This is a genomic window from Sedimenticola sp. (assembly GCF_050289425.1).
Lineage (GTDB): Bacteria > Pseudomonadota > Gammaproteobacteria > Chromatiales > Chromatiaceae > Sedimenticola.
Genome location: NZ_JBNKFS010000002.1, coordinates 116,649 through 135,114 on the forward strand (window position 1 = coordinate 116,649; position 18,466 = coordinate 135,114).

The 18,466-nt window shown below is 58.0% G+C and carries 14 protein-coding genes; 8 read left to right on the plus strand and 6 right to left on the minus strand.

Annotated features, from left to right (window positions below; translation table 11 throughout):
- The first annotated feature begins 112 nt into the window (after positions 1-112).
- The 3 genes from ACQY5R_RS01785 to ACQY5R_RS01795 all read left to right on the plus strand — a co-directional run bounded on the left by ACQY5R_RS01785 (position 113) and on the right by ACQY5R_RS01795 (position 3,208).
- Positions 113-2,098, plus strand: coding sequence for a sodium:solute symporter family protein (locus tag ACQY5R_RS01785; protein ID WP_428603775.1), 1,986 nt, complete (start codon positions 113-115; stop codon positions 2,096-2,098).
- Between the two features lie 191 nt (positions 2,099-2,289).
- Positions 2,290-2,523 carry a hypothetical protein gene (locus tag ACQY5R_RS01790; RefSeq protein ID WP_428603777.1) on the plus strand — a complete coding sequence of 78 codons (234 nt, stop codon included), beginning with the start codon at positions 2,290-2,292 and terminating at the stop codon, positions 2,521-2,523.
- Complete coding sequence (locus ACQY5R_RS01795; protein WP_428603779.1) at positions 2,516-3,208, plus strand: tetratricopeptide repeat protein; 693 nt, start codon at positions 2,516-2,518, stop codon at positions 3,206-3,208. The genes ACQY5R_RS01790 and ACQY5R_RS01795 overlap by 8 nt, the downstream gene beginning before the upstream one ends.
- Before the next feature lie 17 nt (positions 3,209-3,225).
- On the opposite strand, the gene ACQY5R_RS01800 is transcribed toward ACQY5R_RS01795, so the two are convergent.
- Positions 3,226-3,495: a hypothetical protein gene (locus ACQY5R_RS01800; protein ID WP_428603781.1), complete on the minus strand. Its 270-nt coding sequence runs from the start codon at positions 3,493-3,495 to the stop codon at positions 3,226-3,228.
- A gap of 47 nt (positions 3,496-3,542) precedes the next feature.
- Here ACQY5R_RS01800 and ACQY5R_RS01805 point away from each other — a divergent pair, with 47 nt between their 5' ends.
- The 4 genes from ACQY5R_RS01805 to ACQY5R_RS01820 all read left to right on the plus strand — a co-directional run bounded on the left by ACQY5R_RS01805 (position 3,543) and on the right by ACQY5R_RS01820 (position 9,519).
- Complete coding sequence (locus ACQY5R_RS01805) at positions 3,543-5,423, plus strand: putative nucleotidyltransferase substrate binding domain-containing protein (RefSeq protein WP_428603783.1); 1,881 nt, start codon at positions 3,543-3,545, stop codon at positions 5,421-5,423.
- A gap of 126 nt (positions 5,424-5,549) precedes the next feature.
- Complete coding sequence (locus ACQY5R_RS01810) at positions 5,550-6,278, plus strand: 3'-5' exonuclease (protein WP_428603785.1); 729 nt, start codon at positions 5,550-5,552, stop codon at positions 6,276-6,278.
- A gap of 129 nt (positions 6,279-6,407) precedes the next feature.
- Positions 6,408-8,348, plus strand: a complete 1,941-nt coding sequence (gene acs, locus ACQY5R_RS01815; protein WP_428603787.1) for an acetate--CoA ligase — start codon at positions 6,408-6,410, stop codon at positions 8,346-8,348.
- A 325-nt stretch (positions 8,349-8,673) separates the two neighbouring features.
- Positions 8,674-9,519, plus strand: coding sequence for an alpha/beta fold hydrolase (locus tag ACQY5R_RS01820; RefSeq protein WP_428603789.1), 846 nt, complete (start codon positions 8,674-8,676; stop codon positions 9,517-9,519).
- 44 nt (positions 9,520-9,563) lie between these two features.
- Here the strand turns inward: ACQY5R_RS01820 and ACQY5R_RS01825 are convergent, their stop codons facing one another.
- The 4 genes from ACQY5R_RS01825 to ACQY5R_RS01840 all read right to left on the minus strand — a co-directional run bounded on the left by ACQY5R_RS01825 (position 9,564) and on the right by ACQY5R_RS01840 (position 14,133).
- Entirely contained in the window at positions 9,564-10,712 is a 1,149-nt protein-coding gene (locus ACQY5R_RS01825) for an MFS transporter (RefSeq protein ID WP_428603791.1), read from the minus strand.
- Between the two features lie 61 nt (positions 10,713-10,773).
- Positions 10,774-11,871: a chorismate synthase gene (aroC, locus tag ACQY5R_RS01830; RefSeq protein WP_428603793.1), complete on the minus strand. Its 1,098-nt coding sequence runs from the start codon at positions 11,869-11,871 to the stop codon at positions 10,774-10,776.
- 64 nt (positions 11,872-11,935) lie between these two features.
- Positions 11,936-13,243: a TolC family outer membrane protein gene (locus ACQY5R_RS01835; RefSeq protein WP_428603795.1), complete on the minus strand. Its 1,308-nt coding sequence runs from the start codon at positions 13,241-13,243 to the stop codon at positions 11,936-11,938.
- 50 nt (positions 13,244-13,293) lie between these two features.
- Positions 13,294-14,133, minus strand: a complete 840-nt coding sequence (locus tag ACQY5R_RS01840; protein ID WP_428603797.1) for a M23 family metallopeptidase — start codon at positions 14,131-14,133, stop codon at positions 13,294-13,296.
- 357 nt (positions 14,134-14,490) lie between these two features.
- Between ACQY5R_RS01840 and ACQY5R_RS01845 the strand changes: the two genes are divergently transcribed.
- The gene (locus tag ACQY5R_RS01845; protein WP_428603799.1) at positions 14,491-16,236 is read left to right on the plus strand and encodes an ABC transporter ATP-binding protein; all 1,746 of its coding nucleotides are present in this window, start codon (positions 14,491-14,493) and stop codon (positions 16,234-16,236) included.
- 114 nt (positions 16,237-16,350) lie between these two features.
- Here ACQY5R_RS01845 and pnp read toward each other — a convergent pair whose 3' ends face one another.
- A complete protein-coding gene (gene pnp / locus ACQY5R_RS01850) occupies positions 16,351-18,447 on the minus strand; it encodes a polyribonucleotide nucleotidyltransferase (protein WP_428603802.1) in 2,097 nt (698 codons plus the stop codon).
- Positions 18,448-18,466 lie beyond the last annotated feature (19 nt).

Genomic DNA, 18,466 nt, shown 5'->3' on the forward strand with positions numbered 1-18,466 from the left:
CGCATAATACCGGCAGTCGGGGCGTATCGACAATTTGTCCAAGATATGACAGTTTCAGAAAACAGAAATAAAAAAACCATTTGATCATCACTACTGAGGGGGAATACGACCAATGGACGCAAAGGTTGTCTGGTTGTTTGTATTCGTTGCGCTTTACTGGTCTTACTGCATCTTCTGGGGTATCAAGGGCGCACTGTCGGCAAAAACCGCCAGTGATTATTTCGTTGCCGGTCGGCAAATCTCGCTCTGGGTCTTCATTCTTGCTGCCACCGCCACCTCCTTTTCCGGCTGGACCTTCATGGGTCACCCTGGCCTCATTTACCGGGACGGTTTCCAGTACGCCTACGCCTCCTTCTACGCCATCACCATCCCGTTTACCGGTGTCCTGTTTTTAAAACGCCAATGGATGCTGGGCAAGCGCTTCGGCTTTATCACACCGGGCGAAATGCTGGCCTACTATTTCCGCTCCGACATGATCCGTGTCCTGGTGGTACTGGTGGCATTGATCTTCTCCGTGCCATACCTCGGCATCCAACTGCGTGCCTCCGGCTTCCTGTTCAATGTACTGACCGATGACATGCTGAGCACCAATGTCGGCATGTGGTTGCTCTCCATTGTGGTCATCATCTATGTCGCTTCAGGTGGACTGCGTGCCGTCGCCTATGTGGATTCCGCCCAGGCCATCCTGCTCGGGGGCGGTATCGCCGTGATCGGCATCATCGCGATGCACCAAGTGGGCGGGTTCGAACAGCTCAACCAAGGCATCGCCGCCCTGACCCAGATCGACCCGGCAACCGGCAAGGCGATGTTCGGCAAGACCACTCCGGACGGCTACAGCGCCTATATCGCCATCCCCGGCGTCATCCAGTTCGGCGCCGGACTGGGCACCGACAGCGCACCGGTCGGCGGCGCCTGGACCGGGGTAATGGTGCTCACCTACATGTTCGGCCTGATGGGCATCCAATCGGCCCCGGCCTTCTCCATGTGGGCTTTTGGCAACAAAAGTCCGGAACCCTTCGCACCTCAGCAAGTGTGGGCCTCCTCACTGGTTATCGGTTTCATCCTGATGTTCTTCACCGCCATCCAGGGTATCGGCGCCCATTTTCTTGGCGCCGATACCGAGTTCATGAGTAAATTTCCCGACCTGGTCAACAACGTCATGAGCGCCGGCCTGGGTGGCGTCGATCTGATGCAGTCGGAGGGCAAAGGCGACATGCTGGTCCCGCAGCTGGTCTATCTGATGGCCGAAGCCGCCCCCTGGTTGGTGGGACTGCTCTCTGTCTGCGCCCTGGCCGCCATGCAATCGACCGGAGCCGCCTACATGTCGACCGCCGGCGGTATGTTGACCCGCGATCTGTTAAAGCGCTTCATCATTCCCAACGCCAGCCACGCCCAGCAGAAACTGTATGGTCGGCTTGGCGTCGTGCTGATTGTGATCGCCGCCCTGATGGTCGCCTCCACCTCCACCGACGCGCTGGTGCTGCTGGGCGGGTTGGCGGTAGCTTATGGATTCCAGATGTGGCCGGCGCTGATCGCCGTCTGCTGGTGGCCCTTCCTGACCCGGCAGGGTGTCTGCATCGGCCTGATCGCCGGCCTGATCGCTGTTACCCTGACCGAGAGTATCGGGGCCGAATACATGCCCTGGGGCCGCTGGCCCATGACCCTGCACTCCGCCTTCTGGGGGATGCTGTTCAATTTCAGCCTGGCGATCATCGCTTCCGCCCTGACCCAGAACAGCAGTGAGCGCGAACACCGGATGATCTTCCACAACTTCCTGCATGACCATGCCTCGCTCTCTCCCGAGAAACGCAGCTTGATCCCGGTGGCCTGGATCGCCACCCTGACCTGGTTCTTTTTCGGTATCGGGCCTGGCGCGGTAATCGGTAACTGGATTTTCGGCGATCCCACCGATGCCGCCAGCTGGACATTCGGCATGCCCTCTATCTGGGCCTGGCAACTGCTCTGGTGGGCACTTGGTGTGGCCATGATGTGGTTCCTGGCATATCGCGTGGAACTCTCCACTGTCCCCCACAAGGAGGTGGTGGCACTGCACGAAGATATCGGCGATATCCAGTTGGATCTGGATAAGCCGGGCTGAGAGGAATAGACGCCTGACCGACAGGCAGGACAGAAACTCCCACGCCTGAGGCAGGAGTCGGCTATACCACCTTTGAACAATGGATGAGCGGTACGGATTGTGATTAATTTCGTGCCTTTACGCGGCGGCATGACAGCATCCGACTGGGTCGGGTAGGTAAACCCGATCAGGACCAAGAGCTGAATCAGACAATGAATTCAATGTTTTATCTCTGGGTCGCGCTACTGGCAATAATGTTGTTTCTTCCGGTCAGCAACATTATCTGGGTGACCAGCGTACGCCGGCTGCAGCGAAAGCTGGGCCGGGAGTTAGCGGCCGGCGAGCTACAGGGGCAAAAAAATCGGGCGCGTTTTATCAGCCTCATACTGGTAACGCTGTTCTCCTGGTTTTTCAACCTGTCGATTTCCGGTGCCATCCATGGATGAATCAAGGTATCGGACACTTCGGCGCGTCGCCGTGGTCCTGACGATCGCCTGGATCGGTTGGACGCTCTACGACGGTAGACCGATAGCGTCGACGGCAACAAGCCGGGAGCTGGCGGCGGCCGATCGCTACCTGGAAGATGGTGAATTTCAGCAGGCGCTGAGCAGCTTCAATCGGGTCTATGCGCAAGACCCGGATAATCTCGGCGCGCTGCGTGGACAGGCCCAGGCATGGATGCGGCTGGGCATGCAGCGGGCACAGCAAGCCAGCCAACTGGATCCGGCCCGGCAACAGGAAATAGACCGGTTGCGAAGCGAATCGGTACAGCAGTTGGCACAGGCGCTAACCCTGTATGACAAGGCCATTGAGGGTGAACGGGTGGCAGGCGTCAGTGAGTCAAACCGGCGCGCGCAGGGTGTCGCGCTGGCCAATCGCGGCATCCTCAAGGATCGGTTGGGGGACTACCGCGGAGCGCTCGCCGACTATCGGGCCGGGCTGGAACTGGAACCCGAACTGGCGGAAGGACCGGGATGGCTAACCCGTTTCCTGCGCAACCAGTCGCAACGGCCGCCGACCGTTGCCGACCGCGCCCGCTATCTCGCTGAGCAGTTGGCAAAACCGGAGGCGGAGCGGGTGATGCGGAACCCGGAACTGGACAATCGACAGCGCGCCTACCGACTGGATTGAGGTGGCCGTTTTGATCATTAAATCAATCTCAGGATATCGACAAACAGGACACGGACAAAGAACAGCAGCGCAATGGAACCGAACAGCAGATGACCGATATCGTTATCACCCGCTTCATTGCGATGCGTGAGCGCGTGATACGCGATCATCCCGGTAACCAGCAGAAAGATCCAGTCGATCAATAGCGTGCCTTCATTAACGATAAGGAGAACGGGTAAACAGGCGGAAGAAAATAGCAGTTTTTCTCCCGCCGGGACAGTGTCGACACAGGCGGTGAATGCAAGCACACGCCGAATATGACCGCCGACGACAAATCATGATTATCAGTATGCGGATGAAACAGCAGACAGAGAGTGTAACAACCGAGCAGATACTGGCGGCGACCCGCACCTTCAGGGATGTCCCAATGGCAGCCCTGCAAGAGCTGGTGGCCTGCGCCAGCCGTCGCGTCCTGCCCGGTGGCGTGGCGCTGTTCCGTCCCGGCGAACCCTATAAGCGAGAGATCTATATCCTGTTGGACGGTAACGTGGTCATGCACCGTCCCAACGGCCGCCAGGACACAGTACTGCCCGGCGACTTGATCGGCCTGGCCAACTACCTGGATAAAAACGACTACACCACGAAAACCATCGCCACCAGTCAGTCGGAGATTCTGGCAATCCCGGAGGAGCGCTTCAAGGCACTCGAGGAGGCGCGCCCGGAACTGTTCAACGTGCTCAACCGGGTCATCGCCACCAAGCTTCGGGAGCGCAGTCCGGACCGCTCCATCTCCACCGGCGTGCTGGCCCAGCCGGTCACCCGGGTAATGCGATCGCCGGTGGCGTCCTGTACCGCAGAGACCACCCTGCGTGAAGCCTTCAGCATGATGAAATCGCGCAAAATCGGCAGTCTGGTCGTCACCGATGAACAGGGCCAGTTGCGCGGCGTACTCACCTACGCCGGTCTCGCCGAAGCGGTAATGACCCATGGCGCGGCCCCCGATGACCAGGTGCTTAAGGTTACGCCAGATACGCCCCGGGTGATCGACCCGGATACCGCCTTGTGGGAAGCGGAAGAGATCATGAAACGGCACACCGCCAAATACCTGATCGTTCTCGAAGATCAATATCCGATCGGCATGGTCTCGCAGACCGACATTCTGCGTATCCTGATCTCACGTCCCAGTACGCTGACCAACCGCTTCCGTGAAGCCGGCAGTATTAAAGAGCTGGCGGAACTGACACCGCAGCTGGTCGATGCCGCGATCGATATCCAGGAGACCAATCACCGCCCCAGCAGCGCCGTCCGGCTGCTCAGCGAGTATCACCTGATCGCCCAGCGCCGGGCGGTGGAGCTGACCCTGCGCTGGATGGAGACCAAGGATCTGGGCAAAGCACCGGTCGGCTTCAGTGTCCTGATCATGGGCTCCGGCGGCCGGCTGGAGATGCTACTCAATCCGGACCAGGACAACGGCATCATCATTGAAGATTCGCCCATCAGCGAGAGCAAGGCCGTCAAGGAGTGGTTTGACCATTTCTGCAATCGGCTCAATCTGAATTTGGATCGCATCGGTTACCCACTCTGCCCCGGTGCCATCATGGCGCGCAATCCGCTTTACAACAAAACCCTGTCGAACTGGAAGCAGCAGATCAGCCACATCGCCGATCAACCGACCGAAAAAGCGGCACGCTGGTCCAACGTGGTGTTCGATTTCGACACCCTCTATGGCGACGACTCACTGACCACAGAATTGCGCCGTCATGCGCTGTCTGAGCTGAAAGGGAAGCCGCGACTGTTGAAAATGATGTCTGACCACGATGCCGAGGGAAAACCCGCTATCGGCTTCTTTAACCAATTGGTTACCATGAAAGACAAGCAGGGAGAATACATCGATATCAAGCGCAACGGCCTACGCATCATTGCCGATGCGGCGCGTATCTTTTCGCTGCAAAACGGCATTGCGGCGCAAAACACCACCGACCGCCTGAATGCCCTGATGCGCGTCGGCAAACTCTCTACCGACTTCAAGGATTCGGTACAACAAGCCTTTGAAGAGTTGCTCGACCTGCTGCTAACACACCAGATTGAACAGGCAAAAGCGGGCAAGGAACTGAACAAACTCATTAACCCGGAACGACTCTCCCCACAGTCACGCAGTACATTGCGTATGGCGATGCGGGCGGTTAAACGGTTTCAGGAGCAACTGCAGGACGAATACGCAACAGATATATTCTGAGAGAGGAGTGGCAGACACTGCCCGGCAGCCAAATTTGGCGACATCAGTCCGCTCCGGTCCAGTGACCGGCACTATAAAAAAACCAGGCGGATACTGGGTCAGGTCGGACGGTCAATGCAAAAAAATATGGCAAGTGAACAACTCGGCGAGTTATTCGGGCGCATACATGCTGGTTTTCGGCGCACCCTGAGCAAGGGTGCCCTGCTATCCGATCCGGATATGCTGGCCCTGCATCAGCGCCTGTTGTCGATCAATCCAAAACAGCTGGTGACCAAGCCGCTTGAGGAGACCCGATTTGTGGTGATCGATACGGAAACCACCGGCCTGCAGGCCTATGCCGGTGACGAGATCTGCTCTATCGCGCTGATTGAGATGCAGGGCCTTGAGCTGACCGGCCGTGAATTTAATACCCTGGTTTTTCCGGGGCGGAAAATCCCGGCCGAATCCACCCGCATCCATCACTTGACGGATGAGGATGTGAAAGACGCCCCCTTAATCGAGGAGGTGATGTTGGAGATTGCCGATTTTATCGGTGAGAGCGTACTGGTCGGGCACCATATAGGATTTGATATCCGGTTTTTAAACAAGATCCTGCAGCGGGAGTTGCTTTGCCACCTGAAGCATCCATGGTTGGATACCATGTTGCTCTACCTGGTACATACCGGACGGGTCGGGCACTACACGCTGGAAGAGGTGGCCGACTACGCTAAGGTGGAGGTACAGGGAAGGCATACGGCACGAGGAGATGCCATAACCACAGCCGAAGTATTCAGACGTATCGCTTCGGTATTGACGGAATACAACAACCCGGTGGACAAATTGATTCACCGGCAATACGAATTGGGACATTTTTAATATTTTCCGATAGTCGGCAGGTTCACCGAATCGCCACAAGCAGTTCAGCAGTTCAGCAGTACAACGAATCTAAATGAGAGAAACCGACCGAGCGTTCGGTCCACGTAATTAAAGAAAAGGAGACACACCATGTCCGAAGAGAAAATCTATCCGGTTAGTGCTGAGACAGCTGCGCAAGCCCACATTGATGCAGCCAAATACCAAGAGATGTATCAGCGCTCGGTAGACGACCCGGATGGCTTCTGGGGCGACGCCGCTGAAGAGTTTCTCACCTGGTTCAGCAAGTGGGACAAGGTCAGCGATTGGGATTTCAATGAAGCCAACATCAAGTGGTTTCAGGGCGGCAAACTGAATGTCTCCTACAACTGCCTGGATCGCCACCTGGAAACCCGCGGCGACCAAACCGCCCTCATCTGGGAGAGTGATAATCCTGAAGAGGACAAAAAGATCACCTACCGCGAGCTGCATACCGAAGTATGTAAATTTGCCAACGTATTGAAGGATCGCGGCGTCAAGAAGGGCGACCGGGTCTGCATCTACATGCCGATGATCCTGGAAGCGTCCGTCGCCATGCTGGCCTGTACCCGTATCGGCGCCGTACACTCCATCGTATTCGGCGGTTTCTCTCCAGACGCCCTCTCCAGCCGCATCCTGGATTCCGACTGCCAGACCCTGATCACCTCGGATGAATCCGTGCGTGGCGGCAAGAATGTTCCGCTCAAGGCCAACGCCGATATCGCCCTGGAAGATTGCCCCAACGTGCACACCTGCGTGGTAGTCAAACGCACCGGCGGCAACGTTGCCTGGACCGAAGGTCGTGACATCTACTATCACGACGCCATGGCCAACGCCTCTGCCGAGTGTGAGCCGGAGCAGATGGATGCGGAAGATCCACTGTTCATCCTCTACACCTCCGGTTCTACCGGCAAACCCAAGGGCGTACTGCACACCACCGGCGGCTACCTGCTGTTCGCCGCCATGACTCACAAGTACACCTTCGATTACAAAGAGGGTGAGATCTACTGGTGTACCGCCGACGTGGGCTGGGTCACCGGCCACACCTATATCGTCTACGGCCCGTTGACCAACGGCGCCATCAGCCTGATGTTCGAGGGTATCCCCACCTACCCGGATGCCGGCCGTTTCTGGGCCGTGTGCGAAAAACACAAGGTCAACACTTTCTACACTGCCCCCACCGCCATCCGCGCACTGATGCGGGTCGGCGAAGAGCCGGTGAAAAAGCATGACCTCTCCTCCCTACGTCTGCTGGGTTCGGTGGGTGAACCGATCAACCCGGAAGCCTGGGAGTGGTACTACCGCGTAGTGGGCGGCGAGCGCTGCCCGATCGTCGACACCTGGTGGCAGACCGAAACCGGTGGCCACCTGATCACCCCGCTGCCTGGCGCCACCGACCTGAAGCCGGGCTCCGCCTCCAAACCGTTCTTCGGCGTGGTGCCGGCCATCGTCGACGCCTCCACCGGCGAAACCCTGGAAGGCGAGTGCGAAGGCGCATTGATCATCACCCGTCCCTGGCCCGGCATGATGCGCTCGGTGTACGGCGATCATCAACGCTTTAAGGATACCTACTTTACCCAGTACCCGGGCAACTACTTCACAGGTGACGGCGCACGCCGCGACAAGGACGGCTACTACTGGATCACCGGCCGTATCGACGACGTGCTGAACGTCTCCGGTCACCGCTTGGGTACCGCCGAGATCGAGTCGGCACTGGTGCTACACGAAAAGGTGGCCGAGGCCGCTGTGGTGGGCTATCCGCACGAGATCACCGGCCAGGGCATCTACGCCTACGTCACGCCGATGGCCGGCGTCGAGCCGACCGATGAGCTGAAGGCGGAACTGGTCAAACTGGTCCGTGATGAGATCGGGCCAATTGCCAAGATCAACCTGATCCAATGGGCACCCGGCCTGCCGAAAACCCGTTCCGGCAAGATCATGCGTCGCATCCTGCGCAAGGTCGCCTGCAACGAGATCGACACCCTGGGTGACACCTCCACCCTGGCCGATCCCGGAGTGGTCGATGATCTGATCGAAAACCGCGCCAACAAGTAATACCGTTTGGTATGGGGCGAACCAGGGCAACCCCGGCAACGGGGTTGCCTTTTTTTATAGAGATATCCGGGCTAGCCCGGATAATTCGCAAAGGATTCGGGATTCAGGGCGATAGAGCCTAAGCAGTTTGTTCGATCACCCGTAAAAGCATAGCCGTAGCTATGGTTTAAGGGGGATTGGGCAAAATGCAACGGCGCAGTCGTTCTGAAACCGAATAGGACAAACTGTACTATTGTAAAAACGTAAAATATTGGCATAACAAGTCGATCTTTAATGCTTTATTTACAAAGGCCATCCGTCTTTGTGAAATATCCGGGCTAACGCTATGAGAACAGTCCAATCGGTGAGACTCGATACCCGCTGGATCAACCTGGCCGCGCTGCACTTTCCAGCCGATGGCGGACAACGGGTAATTGCGCTGCACGGCTGGCTGGATAACGCCGCCAGTTTTGAACCGTTGGCGCCCCTGTTGCCCGACCTGGATATCCTGGCACTGGATCTGCCGGGACACGGCCTGTCGGACCACCGCCCACCGGGACAACACTATCACTTCGTCGATTTCGTTACGGACGTCATCGCCGCTGCCGAGCATGTCGGCTGGGAGCGGTTTTCGTTGCTGGGGCACTCCATGGGGGCCGGTATCGCCTCACTGATTGCCGCCAGTTTTCCCGAGCGGATAGAGCGGTTGGTACTGATTGAAGGGCTGGGCCCCTGGGGTGACGATCCCAAAGCCTGTGCCAGCCATCTGGCCGAGGCCACGCGACAAATCCTTGCCCATCGTGAAAGCCGGCGCCACTATTCGTCGCTGGAAACGATCGTTGCCGCACGCCGACAAGCCGGTGATCTTGGCGAACAGGCGGCACACCGGCTGGTAAAACGAAATACCGGTCAAGATGCCGACGGGCTGTTTTGGCGCACCGATCCGCGCCTCCGATACCGTTCACCGATCTATATCACCGAAGAGCAGGTGAAGGGCTTTCTACCCTGCATCAACGCCCCAACCCTGTTCATCCGCGCCGCCGAGCGGGACGCTCCCGCCCAGTACAACTGGGATGAGCGCGAAACCTTGATCAACCGGTTACAGATAGTCAAACTGCGCGGCGGCCATCACCTGCACATGGGAAACCCCGAACCGGTGGCAGCGGCAATCAACCGCTTCTTTAACGCTTGACCTACACCTCAAGCAAATCTCCACAGCACTTCCTTTGGGAGCTGTCAGAGCCGACTCTGGCTAAGGTCATTCACCACCCAGCGCCAGACGATAGCCAGCCCCAGGAGTGATACCGCCACCGACAGGTTGAACACCAGGGTGGGGCCGGCGCTCTCCCAAAGGAAGCCGCTACTGACCGTTCCCAGTGCGCCACCAAAGCCAAAACTGAGACTGCTGTATAGCGCCTGCCCACGTCCTTGATGACGCCCGGTAAAATAGTGGTGCACCAGATGAATCGCCGCCGCATGAAAGGTGCCGAAGGTCGCCGCATGCAGGGTCTGGGCGAAGAACAGCACGACCAGCGAGTCGGCGAAATTGCCAATCAGATACCAGCGCAGCGCCGCCAACAGCAAGCTGATCATCAGCACCTTGCGCGCCCCCAAACGTAGCAACAGGCGATGCATAACGAGAAAGATCAACACTTCGGCAACCACCCCCAGCGCCCAGAGTTGGCCGATCAGGGTCTTGCTGTAACCGAGTTCCACCATGTAGATGGAGTAGAAGCCGTAATAAGCCCCATGTCCGGCCTGTAACAAAAAGCAGGCGGCCAGGAACGCCATGACCGCCGGCTTACGCAATACCGACAAAATGCCGGGTTGACCGGCCGGATGCGGTTGGGACGTGGGATCGGCAATCAGCAGACTGGCACCCCACAACAACCCATAGATCGACAGCAGTACCGGCAGTACCGCGATCGGTCCGTAGCGGTCCACCGCCACGCCGAGCACCACCACGGTGACGATAAAACCGATCGATCCCCACACCCGGATCTGCGCATAGCGGGAGGCTTTCTGCCCCAGATAGCAGAGCACCACGGCCTCGAACTGAGGTAAGACGGCATTCCAGAAAAAGCTGAACAACAGCATGGCGAGGCCCAGTTCCCAGAACCCCCGCAGCCAGAAGACAGCGCCGAATATCAGCGTGGTGAGCAGCGCGCCGAGGCGCACAATCGCCATGCGGCGACCCAGGTAATCACCCAACCACCCCCACACAAAGGGGGCAACAAACTTGGTGGCCATCGGGATCGCCATCAATTGTCCGATCGCCACGGCGTTGAAACCGAGGCTCTTCAGATAGAGCCCCCAGTACGGCACCAGGACACCCAGTGCGGCAAAATAGAAAAAATAGAAACCCGACAGGCGCCAATAGGGCATATGCGTCAAACTATGGGATCAGTGAACAGACCGGCAACCGCACAGGGCCGCCGGTCAGAGATTATACAGAGGCGGGGATATCCGGCGTCCCGCTCTGTACGTCCATATTCTGCGCCCGATGACGCAGCAGGTGGTCCATCAATACCAGTGCCAGCATCGCCTCGACGATCGGCGTGGCACGGATGCCGACACAGGGGTCATGACGCCCTTCCGTGACAACCTCGACCGGTTCACCGGCCAGATTGACACTACGTCCCGGCAGACGCAGACTGGAGGTGGGTTTGAACGCAACACTGGCCAAGATATCCTGGCCGCTGGAGATACCCCCAAGAATGCCGCCGGCGTGGTTGCTGAGAAATCCTTCCGGCGTCATCTCATCACGGTGTTCGGTACCCTTCTGCGCCACGCAATCGAAGCCGGCACCGATTTCCACGCCTTTGGCGGCGTTGATGCTCATCAGGGCGTGGGCAATCTCGGCATCCAAGCGGTCGAAGATCGGCTCCCCCAACCCCACCGGGATACCACTGGCCACCACGTTGATGCGCGCGCCGACGGAGTTGCCCTCCTTGCGCAGCGCATCCATGTAGTTCTCCATCTCGGCTACCTTATCGGCATCCGGGCAGAAAAAGGGGTTTTGCTCGACCTGTTCCCAGTCCAGCTTTTCGATACGGATCGGACCGAGTTGGGAAAGATAGGCGCGAATGGTGATCCCGCACTGCTGCTGCAGATACTTTTTGGCAATCGCCCCGGCAGCGACCCGCATCGCCGTCTCCCGCGCCGAAGAACGGCCACCGCCTCGATAATCGCGCAAGCCATATTTTTGGGTGTAGGTGTAATCGGCATGGCCCGGACGGAACCGGTCCATGATTTTAGAATAATCCTTGGAACGCTGATCGGTGTTGTGGATGATCAAGGCGATCGGCGTGCCGGTGGTCTTGCCCTCGAACACACCGGAGAGGATCTGCACCTGGTCCGCTTCACGTCGCTGGGTGGTGTGGCGCGAAGTACCCGGTTTGCGACGATCCAGATCCGCTTGCAGATCCGCTTCGCTGAGCAACATTCCCGGCGGGCAACCGTCAACGATGCAGCCGATGGCCGGCCCATGGCTCTCGCCGAACGAAGTGACAGTGAAGAGTTTTCCGTAGCTATTTCCAGACATAGTGTCGCTGCTTGTTAATCGATCGAATATTTCCGGATACGAAGTCCGCGCTGCTCTAACGGCGCTATTGCAGCCAGCTGTTGACTTGCTTCAAGTCTTCGCCGGTTAAGGTACCGGCGGCCTGTTTCAACTGCAGGCCGTTAAGGATGTAGTCATAGCGCACCTTTGAATAGTTGCTGCGGGCACGGAACAGATCCCGCTGCGCATTCAACACATCCACCATGGTTCGTGTACCGACCTCAAAGCCGGCCATGGTCGCCTCCAGGGCGCTTTGCGCCGAGATCGTGCTTGCTTTCAGCGCCTCAACCGTGCTGATGCTGGATATCACTCCCCGGTAGGCATCGCGTACCGTACGATTGACCGAACGACGCTGCTTGTCCAGGTTCTGTTGCGCGGCCTCGTAATCGAAGCGTGCTTGGCGGGTACGCGAATTGACCGCGCCACCGGTATAGAGCGGCACGTTCAACTGCAGTCCGATGGTGGTGGTTTGGGCATCGGTGCCGGTGGCACTGCTACTCAGATTGAGGGCGTGGGAACCGACCAGATCCAGCGTCGGTGAATCGCCTGCATCCTGTACGTCGATATTCATGCGGGCAATATCAACCCCATAGCCGGCCGCCTGCAGGGCCAGATTCTGGGTTTGCGCCGTATCCGCCCACTGTTCCGGGTTCGCCGGTTGCGGCGAATTCAGCGGCAGTTCGGGAGCCAGCGGAGCCAATTGATCCACCGTTTGCATGATGATCTCCTGCTGCGCCTCCCAGGCGTTGTCCAGGGTGTTCTCGGCCTGGATCAGATCGGCGCGCGACTGGTCGAAGGCGGCCTGCGCCTCGTGCACATCAGTAATGGCGATCAGCCCCACCTCGAAACGCTGCTTGGCCTGGTCCAGCTGACGGGCGATCGCGGCATTTTCCGCCTTGGCAAACTCGAGACTGTCCTGGGCCGACAGTACATTGAAATAGGCCTGGGCAACCCGCAGGATCAATCCCTGCTCTTCTGCCGCATACGTCACCTCCGCCTGCGCGATCTGCTTATCGGCTTGATCCAGCTGAATCCCGTACTCCTGCCGGTAAAGGGATTGGCTGAGGTTGAGCGAGAGACTGGCCGTCCCGTAGTTGTTGAGACTGGACCCGGAAGAGGAGTTATTGACATCGGAGCGAATCAGGTTGGCACCGCTGGAGAGATTGACGCTCGGTAACAGGCGTGATTCCGCCTGGGGCCGCGACTCCAGCGCGGAGTCCCGGGTAGCCGCCGCCGCACGCAGTTGCGGATCATTCTGCAGCGCCAGCTGATAGATCTCCACCAGGTTCTCCGCCTGCACCACGGAGATGCCCATCAATTGTCCTAATAACAGAGGCAACAACAACTTTTTCATGGTTAATCCTGCAACAGAATCGTGAATCGCGAAATTATATCATTAAAGTGTTAATGAGCCGTTTTTTGTTCCATCGGCGGCACCAGCAACTGCGGATCAATCTGATACCGATGAAAGTTCATGCGCCAGTCCAGGTGGGGGCCGGTCACCCGACCTGTGGCACCGACCCGGGCAATAGGATCACCCTGGTGGATCCGATCCCCCTCCTTGACCAGGATTTCACTCAGATGCAGAAATGAAGAGGAGAGTTGCTGGCCGTGATCCAGGATCAACGTGCCGCCGGAAAAGAACATATCGGGATGTACCAGAGTGACAATGCCGTCGGCCGGTGCCTTCACCAAGGTACCGACCGGAGCGGCCACATCCACACCGAAATGGGGTCGCCGCGGTTTTCCGTTGAGGATCCGCTGGCTGCCGTAGACGCCGGAGATACGCCCCTTCACCGGCCACTGCCAACCGCTCAGATAATCGGTGCGGGCATCGTTCAGTTTTCTGGCAGCCTTAACCAGCGCCGACTCTTTGCGTATCCGTTCGAGGTCCATCTTTTCCGGGGTCACCTTACGTTTTGGCAACTTATCGATACGTTGGATATTGTATTTCCGTTGGGCAATTTTCAGGACCCGTACCTCACGGCGTCCGTCAGGATAGGTGAGATACAACCGGCTCTCGGCCGCATGATCACGATCAAACCCCAGCACAAAGTACCCCTGATCGGACACCCGTACCTGGATGTCATCCAGCTTGACGCTCGCTCCCGGCTCTGTTTTCCCGACCAGCAATCCCCCTTGAACATAATCGCCTTGCAGATCTACAGCCGCCAAACTATCAATGGAAAAGAGCAGACCGCCAATCAATGACAATCCATATACCAGGGAGACAAATACTTTCATTATTCTCTTATTCGTTTTCAGTCATGCTTGGATGCCATACCAGCCAGAGACTACACTCAAGACAGTACGATGATTTAGGTGCGGAACCCTGCAATGTAGCCGATCCGTCTCTGGCAGAAACCGGAGCATCGGGACCGATACCGGTCAGTGACCACACTGGCAGAAAGGTTACAGCCGGCGGCTAATCGTTTCAGGGTATCAGTTAATCATGAAATAATGCCAAAGCAAAAGCGCACATGGAAATTTCTGACCCCGAATGACGCCGGTCGTTCCCCAACACGCCGTTAAATGACAGATAACCCACATACCGTTACAAGCGTTCGCACGAGACACTATAGTTGGTCCGAAGTGGTCGGTATGGTGCTGGATCACCGTAGTGAGCTGGTCAAGGCCAATATCATCGCCATTCTTGGCACCTGCATCTCAGTCCCCATTCCCCTGTTGATCCCCTTTATCGTGGATGAGGTGCTGTTGCAGAAACCGGGGCCCAGTGTACCGCTGATGAATTCCCTGTTTCCCGAGTCCTGGCACTCGCCGCTGCTCTATATCGGCGTTATCCTGCTGTTGACCATGCTGATGCGCCTCGCCTCCCTGGTGTTGGGCGTCTGGCAGATGCGCCAGTTCACCATCATCTCCAAGGACGTCACCTTTCGCATCCGTCGCAGCCTGCTGAAGCGACTCGAGCGGGTCTCCATGGCCGAGTATGAAACCCTGGGTAGCGGTACGGTCGCCTCCCATCTGGTCACCGATATCGATGCCGTAGACAGTTTTCTCGGCGTCGCCACCAGCAAGTTTCTGGTGGCGGTGCTGAGCATCGTCGGCACCGCCGTGGTGCTGCTGTGGATGCACTGGCAACTGGCTATCGTGATTCTATTGATCAATCCCGTCGTCATCTGGATCACCACCCTTTTCGGCCACAAGGTCAAGACGCTGAAACGGCGTGAAAATAGCGCCTATCAGGCATTCCAAGAGAGCCTGGCTGAGACCCTGGATGCCATCCAGCAGATCCGAGCCAGCAATCGGGAAAGCCACTACATTCAACGCATCGTCGCCAAGGCGGACCGGATACGCCAACACTCGGCCGCCTTTACCTGGAAAAGCGATGCCGCCCAGCGCCTCTCTTTCACGACCGTCCTGTTCGGCTTCGATTTTTTCCGCGCACTGAGCATGGTGATGGTGCTGTTTTCAGGCCTCAGCATCGGCCAGATGCTGGCCGTATACGCTTATCTCTGGTACATGATGGCACCGTTGCAGGAGATCCTGGCCATCCAGTACTCTTACAATGCCGCCAAAGCGGCACTGGAGCGGATCAACCGGCTGATCCGCATGGATCTGGAACCGAAGTACCCCCACCACCAGGATCCGTTCCAACATCAAATCACCACCGACCTGCGACTGGAGCGAATCTGCTTCCGCTATGGTAATGGGCCGCTGGTGCTGAACAATCTCTCGCTCACCATTCAGGCCGGGGAAAAGGTGGCGCTAGTGGGAGCCAGCGGCGGCGGAAAAACAACCCTGGTGCAGATCATTCTCGGGCTCTACCCGCCGGAATCCGGCAACATCTATTTTAATGGCATCCCGGTGACCGAGATCGGTATGGACAAGGTACGGGAGCACGTCGCCACCGTGCTGCAGCAGCCGGCCCTATTCAACGACACCGTGCGTATCAACCTCACCCTGGGCAAACCCTGCAGTGACGAGAAGCTGTGGCAGGCGTTACGCATCGCCCAGTTGGAAGAGACCATCCGGGACTTGGATAACGGCCTGGATACCTTGGTCGGGCGGGATGGCGTGCGTCTCTCCGGCGGCCAGCGACAACGGCTGGCCATCGCCCGCATGGTACTCACCGACCCGAAATTGGTGATACTGGACGAAGCCACCTCGGCGCTCGATACCACCACCGAACAGCACCTCCATCAGGCGCTGCAGAGTTTTCTGCGCGGTCGCACCACGCTGATTATCGCCCACCGCCTGAGCGCGGTAAAACAGGCAGACCGGGCGCTGGTGTTCGAAGACGGCAAGATCATCGAGCAAGGCAGCCATGAAGAGCTGATCAACAATCGGGGGCTCTATGCCTCCCTGTACGGCCGGCAGGAGGTTTGACGATGTGGGTTGTTATGCACTGCCGATACCACCTGTAGGAGCGGCGTCCCCGCCGCGATCACGAAAAAGGGGGCCGAAGCCCCCTGGATACAGCTTAGTGAAGCGTCAAGTCACTCAGGACTCGCCCTCTTCGACAGCCTTCATGCTGAGACGGACACGACCCTGCTTATCCACTTCCAATACCTTCACCTTGACCACATCGCCTTCGGAGAGCTTGTCACTTACCTTTTCGACCCGCTCTTCGCAGATCTGGGAGATGTGCACCAGACCGTCACGGCCCGGCAAGATGGTCACAAAGGCACCGAAGTCCATCAGACGGACCACCTTACCTTCGTAGATGGCACCCACTTCCACATCGGCAGTGATGAGCTCGATACGTTTTTTTGCATCTTCGCCCGCGGCCTTATCGACCGAGAAGATCTTCACCACGCCGTCATCGCTGACATCGACGGTGGCACCGGTCTCTTCGGTAATGGAACGGATGGTGGTACCGCCCTTGCCGATCACGTCGCGGATCTTGTCCGGATCGATCTTGATGGTGATGATGCGTGGCGCATGCTCAGACATCTCTTCACGATGGGTCTCGATTGCCTTGTTCATCTCCGCCAGGATGGTCAGACGACCATCTTTGGCCTGATCCAGGGCAATCTGCATGATCTGCTTGGTGATACCGTCAATCTTGATATCCATCTGCAGCGCGTTGATGCCGTTGGAGGTACCCGCCACCTTAAAGTCCATATCGCCCAGGTGATCTTCATCACCCAGGATATCGGTCAGTACGGCGAAGGCGTCGTCTTCCTTGATCAGGCCCATGGCTACGCCGGCCACCGGCGCCTTGATCGGCACACCGGCATCCATCAACGCCAGACTGGTACCACAGACAGAAGCCATGGAGCTGGAACCGTTGGACTCGGTGATCTCGGAAACAACCCGGATCGAATAGGGGAACTCTTCCAGGGTCGGCATGCAGGAGAGCACACCGCGCTTCGCCAACCGGCCGTGGCCGATCTCGCGACGCTTGGGTGAACCGACACGACCGGTCTCACCCACGCTGAAAGGAGGGAAGTTGTAGTGCAACATGAACGGCTCCCGGTAGGTGCCATCCAACGCATCAATGATCTGCGAATCACGCTCGGTACCGAGGGTGGTGACCACGATAGCCTGGGTCTCGCCACGGGTGAACAACGCCGAACCGTGGGTACGCGGCAACACGCCGGTGCGCACCGAGATGGGACGAACGGTCTTGGTGTCGCGACCGTCGATACGCGGCTCTCCGGAGAGGATACGTCCCCGAACAACCTTTTTCTTCAACTTACCGAGCGCATCCTTGACTTCGCCTTCGCTCCACTTCGCCTCTTCGCCGCTGCAAAGGGCCTCGACAGCCGCACTGGTAGCCGCGTCCAGCTGAGCGTAACGCTCCATCTTGTCCGCTACGGAGTAAGCCTGCTTGATGGCGTCGCCTGCAGCCGCAGCCACGGCTTCGCTCAGCGAGGCATCTTCCGTCGGCACGCTGTACTCCATAATCGGCTTGCCGACCTCGGCTGCCAGCTCCTTGATGGCGTTGATGGCGACCTGCATCTGCTCGTGACCGAACAGCACCGCACCCAACATCACCTCTTCGGAGAGCTCGCGTGCCTCGGATTCCACCATCAGTACCGCATGTTCGGTACCGGCTACGACCAGATCCAGGTCGCTCTCGTCATTGAGACCGGTATGCGCGGTATTGAGCAGGTAGTTGCCGTCCTTGTAGCCGACACGGGCCGCGGCGATCGGGCCCTGGAAAGGCAGACCGGAAATAGCCAGCGCAGCAGAGACACCGATCAGCGACGGAATTTCCGGATCGACTTTCGGGTTCAGGGACATCACCGTACAGATAATCTGTACTTCATTGGTAAAGCCCTTGGGAAACAGCGGACGGATGGGACGGTCGATCAGACGACAGGTGAGGATCTCTTTCTCACTTGGACGCCCTTCACGACGGAAGAAACCGCCCGGGATTTTGCCCGCTGCGTAGGTCTTTTCCTGATAATCCACCGTCAGGGGGAAGAAATCGCGTCCTTCAATGGCACTCTTGGCACCAACCACGGTGCACTGCACGACGGTCCCGTCCATATCGATCATGATTGCGCCGTCTGCCTGGCGGGCGATTTCCCCGGTCTCCAGGCTTACGGTGTGTTCGCCGTACTGAAATACTTTCTTGATAGGGGTCACAATAGTGTCCTCAAATTTG